General features: G+C 72.1%; 9 protein-coding genes and 1 tRNA gene. 6 read left to right on the top strand and 4 right to left on the bottom strand.

What is annotated here, in order from left to right:
* Positions 1-416 (bottom strand): alpha/beta fold hydrolase (locus tag ABT08_RS11910; protein ID WP_502685889.1); only part of this gene is annotated, 416 nt, incomplete at its 3' end.
* Between the two features lie 112 nt (positions 417-528).
* On the opposite strand from ABT08_RS11910, the gene ABT08_RS11915 reads away from it, so the two are divergent.
* Both ABT08_RS11915 and ABT08_RS11920 read left to right on the top strand, forming a co-directional pair.
* Positions 529-1,257 (top strand): tyrosine-protein phosphatase, encoded by a 729-nt coding sequence (locus tag ABT08_RS11915; protein WP_056206554.1) that lies wholly within the window; start codon positions 529-531, stop codon positions 1,255-1,257.
* Positions 1,254-1,796, top strand: a complete 543-nt coding sequence (locus tag ABT08_RS11920; RefSeq protein WP_056206556.1) for a hypothetical protein — start codon at positions 1,254-1,256, stop codon at positions 1,794-1,796. The genes ABT08_RS11915 and ABT08_RS11920 overlap by 4 nt, the downstream gene beginning before the upstream one ends.
* Here ABT08_RS11920 and ABT08_RS11925 read toward each other — a convergent pair.
* The 3 genes from ABT08_RS11925 to ABT08_RS11935 form a co-directional block, all read right to left on the bottom strand.
* Positions 1,769-2,224 (bottom strand): Fe-S oxidoreductase, encoded by a 456-nt coding sequence (locus ABT08_RS11925; protein ID WP_288115089.1) that lies wholly within the window; start codon positions 2,222-2,224, stop codon positions 1,769-1,771. The genes ABT08_RS11920 and ABT08_RS11925 overlap by 28 nt on opposite strands.
* On the bottom strand, positions 2,221-3,036 hold the full coding sequence (locus ABT08_RS11930) for an arginase family protein (RefSeq protein ID WP_288115090.1): 816 nt from the start codon (positions 3,034-3,036) through the stop codon (positions 2,221-2,223). The genes ABT08_RS11925 and ABT08_RS11930 overlap by 4 nt, the downstream gene beginning before the upstream one ends.
* Before the next feature lie 71 nt (positions 3,037-3,107).
* Positions 3,108-3,899 carry a PspA/IM30 family protein gene (locus ABT08_RS11935; RefSeq protein WP_056206561.1) on the bottom strand — a complete coding sequence of 264 codons (792 nt, stop codon included), beginning with the start codon at positions 3,897-3,899 and terminating at the stop codon, positions 3,108-3,110.
* Positions 3,900-4,129: 230 nt separating this feature from the next.
* Between ABT08_RS11935 and ABT08_RS11940 the strand changes: the two genes are divergently transcribed.
* The 4 genes from ABT08_RS11940 (at position 4,130) to ABT08_RS11955 (ending at position 7,347) form a co-directional block, all read left to right on the top strand.
* Positions 4,130-4,963 (top strand): DUF3097 domain-containing protein, encoded by an 834-nt coding sequence (locus ABT08_RS11940; RefSeq protein WP_288115091.1) that lies wholly within the window; start codon positions 4,130-4,132, stop codon positions 4,961-4,963.
* A 31-nt stretch (positions 4,964-4,994) separates the two neighbouring features.
* On the top strand, positions 4,995-5,714 hold the full coding sequence (gene trmB, locus ABT08_RS11945) for a tRNA (guanosine(46)-N7)-methyltransferase TrmB (protein WP_288115093.1): 720 nt from the start codon (positions 4,995-4,997) through the stop codon (positions 5,712-5,714).
* 165 nt (positions 5,715-5,879) lie between these two features.
* Positions 5,880-7,196, top strand: coding sequence for a hypothetical protein (locus tag ABT08_RS11950; RefSeq protein WP_056206567.1), 1,317 nt, complete (start codon positions 5,880-5,882; stop codon positions 7,194-7,196).
* A 75-nt stretch (positions 7,197-7,271) separates the two neighbouring features.
* Positions 7,272-7,347, top strand: a tRNA-Arg gene (locus ABT08_RS11955).
* Positions 7,348-7,360 lie beyond the last annotated feature (13 nt).

A 7,360-nucleotide genomic window follows, 5' to 3' on the forward strand; every position in this document is an offset into this window, starting at 1 on the left:
CCCCCGGCGTGAACCCCGACGAGGGGCCCGCGCAGATCCGCGCCTTCTTCGCCGGCCCGACCTCGTGGGCGAGCCGCGACGAGCTGGTCGAGCGCGCGCACGACGTCGTCCGCGAGAGGACCGGCCGTGTACGCGGCATCCGATCGCCACGACGAGTCGCCGTGACCGGCGAGGTCGATCGAGAGCGCCGGCAGCCCGAGGGCCAGGATCGTCGTGTCGAACGTGTGGGCGTTCAGACCCGCTCCGTGAAGGAATGTGACGGCAGGCGGCGCGTCGCCGAAGCGCAGGGCGCTCAGGGTGCGGCCGTCGGGAAGCGCGAGCGTCAACCGCTCGGCGGCGGGGATCGGCCCGGTGGCGCCCAGTTCGGCGGCCTGGGCGGGGAGGAAGGAGAACTCGTCGAAAGCGTCGTCGGTCACCCGCACATTCTGCACCGCACCGCCGGCGGCGGGCGCCGCGTCGTTAGGCTGACAGCGTGACCGCCCCCCGCTCCGCACGCCCGTCGTCTGCCCGCACCCGAGGGTGGCGCTCATGAGCGGTGCGAGCGTCGAGTTGGTCTCGGGAGTCACCAACTTCCGCGACGTCGGCGGCCTCCCGGCCGGGGCCGGCACGACCCGGCATGGGGTGCTGTTCCGGTCGGGGGCGCTGTCTCGTCTCGACGACGACGGGCGACGCACCCTGCACGAACTCGGCGTCGAGCGCATCGTCGACCTGCGATCCGACGACGAGCTGGCGCGCGAGCCCAGCCGGGTGGACGGACTGGGCGTCGAGACCGTGCGCGCGCCGATGTTCGTGGGATCGCTCGAGTCATTCCTCGCCAGCGGCGTCACGCTCGACGACTCCTACCTCGACCTGCTCGAGAACGCCGGGGAGCGCATCGCCACCGTGGCGCACAGCATCGCGGCGGGGCATCCGACTCTCGTGCACTGCGCGATCGGGAAGGACCGCACCGGAGTCTCGGTCGCGGTGACCCTCGCCGCCGCCGGTGTCGACGACGAGGCGATCGTGGGCGACTACGCCCTCACCGAGCAGAACCTGCCGGCCTCGCGGGCCCGGCAGATCCGGGCGTGGCTGGCGCGCGCACACCCGGGCAGCCGCCACCTCGAAGAGCTCTACCTGCACTCACCGGCCCGCGCGATGCGGCATGTGCTCGCGCACCTGCACGAGCGCTGGGGCGACGGCGGTGCCTACCTGCGGGAGGCGGGCGTGTCGGCCGACGAGCTCGCCGCGCTGCGGTCGGCCTTGGTGGTCGCCCCGTGAGCACGTCGCCGGAGCGCACCGCCGTGAAGCCCCCGCTCCTGGTGCCGCGCTGGATCGCCGTGTGGTTCATCGTGACAGCCCTCATCCAGACCTACGACGCCTGCTACGAGCTGCTCGGCCCGCTCTCGCACGCCGGTGGACCGCTCGCCTGGTTCTGGCCGGGGCACGTGTTCTACAGCTCGTTCGACCAGCGCTACGCCCAGGCCGACGCGTTCGGCAGCGCGCAGAGCTGGGCGAACCTGCTCGAGGTGATCGCGCTGATCTGGGTGCTCACGCACCTGCGACGCTGGTCGGGCGTCGTGCTCGGCCTGATCGTGAGCGTCGCGACCTTCTGGAAGACCGTGCTCTACTTCCTCGTCGAGGCCTCGAGCGGACTCGAGATGACCCGACAGTCGCTCGAACGCGGCGACATCGCGGGGTTCCTCAGCGTCGCCGTGCTGCCGAACCTGGTGTGGATCGTCGTGCCGTTCGCGGTGATCGTCGTGCTCGGCCGTCGCATCGTGCGGCGGCTTCAGGCCACCGAGGTGCGCGGCACGTAGTTGCCGTCCTCGAGGCCCGCCTCGATCTCGAACCGGTTGCGGAGGGCGTCGCGCCCCGCGAGCGTGTAGAGCACGGGCATGAGGAACCCGTAGCGGCGCCACTGGCGGGCGTGCACCGCCTCGTGACGCAGCACCCGGTCATCGAGCCGGCCGTCGCCCGTGAGGAAGCAGTTGCCGACGCAGACGCCGCCGCGGGCGAAGGTCCATGACGGCATGCCGCGGAACACCCACAGCGCGCCGCGGCGCTCGACCCGCCCCCGGCTCCACAGGAACCCCCAGGTCCAGCCGACGGTGCAGCCGTACCAGAAGCCGACACGGCTGATCGGGGAGTCGAGCAGCACGGACGGGATGAACCGGTCGAGCCGTCGTCCGCGCGCGACGGCCGCGTCGGCGCGGGCGCGCCAGTCGGCCGGGATGCCGCGGCTCACGCGAGTGCGCCGACGAGTCGCAGGATCGTGCCGAGGTCATCGACCGCGGCCGCGGCGCTGGCCGGCGCGAAGCCGGTGATCGACGCACCCGCGAGCGGCACCCGGGCACGGAGCGCCGCGAGGGCGGCGACGATGCGCGCCGGATCGGCGCCGAACGGCGACGCGGCGGTCAGCCCCGTGATGGCGGCGGGGTCGAGCACGTCGAGGTCGAGGTGCACCCACACCGCGTCGGCATCCGTCTGGCTCACGGCGTCGGCGAGCGCGGTGTCGGCGAGATCGACGGCGTCGAGCCGGGCGAGCGGGGTGTCGGCGAGGAACGCCGACTCGGCGACATCCAGATCGCGAGCACCGACCAGCACGGTGCGGGACGGCGCGATGCCGGGGGAGACCGCGAGCGAGGACTCGCCGTCGCCGAGCGCCGCGCGCAGCGCCATGCCGGCGAACGCGCCCGACACCGAGGAGTCCGGGGTGTGCAGATCGCCGTGCGCATCGAACCAGACGAGGCCGAGACGCTCGTGGCGGGCGGCGGCGTGGGCGATGCCGCCGAGGGCGACGCTGCAGTCGCCGCCGACGATCACGATGCGGTCGGTCTCCGAGGCGAGGAGGTCGTCGATGCGGGCGCGGGTCTGCTGCAGGGTGCTCAGGCGGTGCACGCGGGTGCCGAGCGCGTCACCCGCCTCGAGCGGCACCTCCACCCGCACGCACGCCGATCGCGGCAGGTCGCCGGCGATCGCCTCGGCACCGTCGACGAGCTGCATGGCCCGCGCGGCGGGCGACCCCTGCCACTGCGGCACGACCACGAACCGGGTCATCGGGACTCCTTGCGACGGTGGGCGGGGAAGCGAGAGGGCCGGATGCCGCGGCATCCGGCCCTCTCGTGACCTCAGGGCTGCTGACGGTACTCGTCGGCCTGAGGGAGTGCCTGCGGCTGGGGGGTCGCCGCCGGGTTCAGGGCGGCGGGCGCGGCCCCGGCCTTGAGGGCGGCGAGACGCGCCTCGACCTCGGTGAGCTCGCCGACGTCCTCGAGCGACTCGAACTGGGCGTCGAGGCTGGATGCGGCCAGCTCCGCCTTGCCGGCGGCGAGGGCCTCCTGGCGGCGGATCTTCTCCTCGAAGCGGCCGATCTCGCTGGTCGGGTCGAGCAGGTTCACGCTCTTGACGGCGTCGTGCACCTTGTTCTGAGCCTCGGCGACCTTGGCGCGCGCGACGAGCTCGTTGCGCTTGGTCTTGAGCTCCTCGAGCTTGCCCTTCATGCCGTTCAGGCCCGACTTGAGCTTCTCGACGACCTCGGTCTGCGCCGCGATCTGGGGGGCTGCGGCCTTGGCCTCGGACTCCTCGGAGATCTGACGTTGGATCGCGATCTTGGCGAGGTTGTCGAACTTGTCGGCGTCGGCGAGGTTGCCGACTCCGCGGAACTCGTCGGCCTTGCGGCTGGCGGCGAGGGCCTTGTTGCCCCATTCGGCCGCGGCCTGCACGTCCTCCTGGTGGTCGCGCTCGAGCAGGCGCAGGTTGCCGATCGTCTCCGCGATGGCCGACTCGGCCTCGCGGATGTTGTTCGTGTAGTCGCGGATGAGCTGGTCGATCATCTTCTGCGGGTCCTCCGCCTGATCGAGCAGCGCGTTCACGTTCGCGCGCACGAGGGTCGAGATCCGTCCGAAGATCGATTCCTTGGCCATCGAAGTCCTTTCCGAGGGGGCCGCCCGCGCGGCACCGGCCGCGAGGCGGTCATGGGTGCGATTCGAGTCTATGCATCCGCGGGAATGGGGGCGAGAGGATGCCCCGACTCCGGGGATTCTCCCGGCGGACGGTGCCCGCGCAGCTCGCGGAGGGGCGGACGGACGGGTCGCGGGCGGGTCGCGGGGTCGGTGTCGCCGCACCGGCCTAGGCTCGCTCGTCGGAGGCGACGATGGACGACAGGTACAGCGGCGATGTGCTGGCGGCGGGCTGGCGCGAGCGCGGCCGGCGGGTCGTCCCCGACGTGCCCGCGGCACGCGATCTCGTCGTCGAGGTCGCCTCCGACGGCTTCTGCGGCGCGGTCGTCGCGGTGCGCAGCGGCATGGTCGAGCTCGAAGACCGCCGCGGCGCGGTACGGGTCTTCCCGCTCGGCAGCGGCTTCCTCGTCGACGGCGAGCCCGCGCGGCTCGTCGCCCCGGTCGCCGCCGCCCCCACGGCACCCCGCCGGTCGGCGTCGGGATCGATCGCGGTCGAGAACCATCAGGCGCGCGTCGCGCGGCCGAGTCGCATCCTCGTCGAGGGCCGCCACGACGCCGAGCTCGTCGAGAAGGTGTGGGGGCATGACCTCCGAGTCGACGGCGTCGTCGTCGAGTACCTCGAGGGCGTCGACCACCTCGCCGCCCTGCTCGACGCGGAGCCGCCGGCATCCGATCGCCGGTACGGCGTGCTCGTCGACCACCTCGTCGCGGGATCGAAGGAGTCGCGCATCGCCGAGGGCGTGGCCCGCGGCCGGTACGGCGCGCATGTGCGCATCGTCGGGCACCCGTTCATCGACGTGTGGCAGTGCGTGAAGCCCGCCGCCGTCGGCATCGCCCGCTGGCCCGAAGTGCCGCGCGGCATCGAGTGGAAGGTCGGCGTGTGCCGGGCGCTCGGCTGGCCCGCCGACGACCAGGCCGACATCGCCGCGGCGTGGCAGCGCATCCTGGCGGGCGTGCACACCTACCGCGATCTGGAGCCCGCGCTGCTCGGCCGCGTCGAGGAGCTCATCGACTTCGTCACGGCGTGAGGCGGGGGAGAGCAGTCGTTAGCCTGGACGGATGACCGATCCGGCGCCCGTGTTCCGTGACTCGCCCGTCTCGTTCGTGCGTCGCGGCGGCCGCATGTCCGACGCCCAGACCCGCGCCTGGAACGAGCTCGCACCGCGCTACGTGCTTCCGGTCGAGCGCGTTGTCGCCACGACGAGCGTCGCCGCCGGCAGCGCCGTCGATCCGGCCGAGGTCTACGGTCGCACCGCGCCGCTCATCGTCGAGATCGGCTCCGGTCAGGGACACGCGATCGTGCACGCCGCCCGCACCCGGCCGGCCGACGACTTCCTCGCCGTCGAGGTGTTCAAGGCGGGGCTCGCGCGCACCATGCTCGATGCGGATGCCGCCTCCCTCACCAACCTGCGCCTGGTCGAGGCGAACGCGCCCGAGGTGCTCGAGCACCTGCTGCCCGCGGCATCCGTCGCCGAGGTGTGGGTGTTCTTCCCCGACCCGTGGCACAAGGTCAAGCACCACAAGCGGCGGCTCGTGGCGCCCGGCTTCCCCGAGATCGTGCGCGCGGCGCTCGCCCCCGGGGGTGCGCTGCGCCTCGCGACCGACTGGGAGGACTACGCCCTGCAGATGCGCGAGGTGCTCGACGCCGCAGACGGGTTCGAACGCGGCTTCCCGGGGGAGTGGGCGGAGCGGTTCGACGGCCGTGTCGAGACGGCCTTCGAGCGCAAGGGCGCACGGGCGGGACGCGACATCCGCGATCTGGTCTACCGCGCGGTCTGAGTGGCGACCGTCGGCGCATACGGGATGCCGCCTGAGGGCGTGCTGAAGAGGCGCTCGCGGCGGAATCATGCCATCATCCATTGACACCATCGGCTCCACCGGCGCGCTCGTCGCGCGCCCCACAACGGACTCGTCTTGCCGCGCTGCGGCGGCGGAAGGGACGTCGTGACGACTTCTGGCGACCACGACCTGCGCGGCGCTGCGGGCTCTCTCCCGCCGGCCGCGACCGTGGCGTCCCCGCTGCGTCGGCGCGCCGTGCGCGCCTGGCAGGGACTGCTCGACTGGTTCGAGGAGACCTCTCAGCCGAACCCGGCCGTGCGCCCGGTCACGGCCCGCGCGGTGCGCGCCGTCGTGGGCGTGTGGGCGCTGGGGCGTGGGGTCAACTTCATGCTGATGTTCGTCATGTACGAGCTCGCGCACGCCTTCGGCTGGGCGTTCGGCCCCAACGCGCAGCGGGTGACGACGTTCCTGCAGTTCCTCTCCGACTGGGACGGCGCCCGCTACGGCCGCGTCTCGCAGATCGGCTATCCGACGCAGCTGCCACTCGACGCGTACGGCGCGGTCGTGCCGAACGACTGGGCGTTCCTGCCCGTGTTCCCCTGGCTCGAGCGCATCATCTCGGATGCCACGGGCATCCCGTGGCAGATCGTCGGCATCTCGATCGCCGTGCTCGCCAGCGGCGGTGCGACCATCATGCTCTTCCTGCTGCTGCGGGCTGTCACCTCGCCGACGGCGGCCTGGTGGGGTGCGGTACTCTTCAGCTTCGGCCCGATGTCGTTCATCTTCGTCGTCGGCTACGCGGAGTCGCTCTACCTCTTCCTGCTGTTCGCTGCGATGCTCCTCGCCGTCAAGCGGCGCTATCTGTGGATCATCCCGATCGGGCTCGTCGCGTCGTACACGCGGCCGGGCATCCTGGCGTTCGCGCTCGGTCTCGGGATCGTGTTCGTGACGCGATGGTTCCGTCGCAAGGTCGATCCGTTCCCGCCGTCGCAGCTCGTGAGCCTGATGATCACGGGTCTCGTGCTCGCCGGTGCCGGCCTGTCGTGGTCGTGGATCGCCGACGCCGTCACCGGCACGCCCCACGCGTACCTGCTCACCGAGACGAGCTGGTGGGTGCCGTTTGTCGGGGAGGGGCATTTCGCACCCTTCACCCCGTGGTTCCGCATGGCGTGGACGTTCACGGGCATCATCGGCGTCGTGCTCGTCGCCGCGCTGATCGCGGCGTTCCTGCTGTGGATCTTCTCCCGCCCGGTGCGCAGGCTCGGCATGGTCGTCGCGACCTACGGGTTCGGCTATGGCGTCTACCTGTTCGCAGTGTTCCTGCCACAGCAGAGCATCTTCCGGCTGCTGCTGCCGATGACCCCGATGCTCGGCGACGAGCGGCTCTCGTCGACCCGCCGCCGCCGCATCATCAGCCTCGTCGCGGCGCTCGTCGGCCAGGTGCTCGCGGTGTTGCTGCTGTGGACGATCGGGTTCCCGTAAAGCCCCCGTTCAGCGTCGTGCGGTCGCCGTCGCTGTCGGCGGATGCCGCGGCGGACTGGTAATCTCGACCGGTACGCCTCCGTAGCTCAGGGGATAGAGCGTTGGTTTCCGGTACCAAAGGTCGCAGGTTCGATTCCTGTCGGGGGCACCAGGCGTCACGAGGG

This window comes from Microbacterium sp. SCN 71-21, from assembly GCF_001725695.1.
Lineage (GTDB): Bacteria > Actinomycetota > Actinomycetes > Actinomycetales > Microbacteriaceae > Microbacterium > Microbacterium ginsengisoli.